Raw genomic sequence first — 725 nt, forward strand, 5'->3', positions numbered from 1 at the left:
CGCGGCGTCCGTCCAGCGGATCGCGGCGCCCCTCCCGGGCCCGGCGTTCCACACGCGCGTGGAGCGGCCCTCGCGGCGGTCCATGCCGATGAAGGAGACCCCGTCGCTGCCCCTGCTGGAGGGGATGTTCCAGCAGGTGGGCGAACACCTGCCCTGGCTGGTGCTCGCCTGGGGCATGGGCGTGGCGGCGTCCTCGCTGCGCCTGCTCAAGGGCTGGCTGGGGCTGCGCCGCCAGGTGGACGAGGCGGTGCACGCGTCGTGGGAATGGCAGCAGCGGCTGGAGGTGCTGGCGCGGCGGCTGAACCTCACGCGCCCGGTGCGCCTGCTGGTGTCGTCGAAGCTGGACGTGCCGTCCACGCTGGGCTGGCTGAAGCCCGTGGTGCTGGTCCCCACCGCCACGCTCACCGGGCTGGCCGTGCGCGAGCTGGAGCTGGTGCTGGCCCACGAGCTGGCCCACATCCGCCGTCACGACTTCGCGGTGAACGTGGTGCAGACGCTGGTGGAGACGCTCCTCTTCTACCACCCGGCCGTGTGGTGGATGTCCCAGGTCATCCGCGTGGAGCGCGAGAACTGCTGTGACGACCTCGCCGTGCGCCAGGGCCCCGGCGCCCTCCCCTACGCCCGCGCGCTCACCGCCCTGGAGGCGCTGCGGTCGCAGGGAATGGACGCCAGCGGCCCCGCGCTGTCCGCGCTGGGCGGTTCGCTGAAGGACCGCGTGCGGCGGC

General features: G+C 73.9%; 1 protein-coding gene. It reads left to right on the forward strand.

Annotated elements, in window-relative coordinates; all coding sequences use genetic code 11:
* The coding region (locus ACLEQD_RS44700; protein WP_410391966.1) for a M56 family metallopeptidase at window positions 1–725 on the forward strand (725 nt) is incomplete at both ends.

The organism is Corallococcus sp. 4LFB (assembly GCF_046520365.1).
GTDB lineage: Bacteria > Myxococcota > Myxococcia > Myxococcales > Myxococcaceae > Corallococcus > Corallococcus caeni.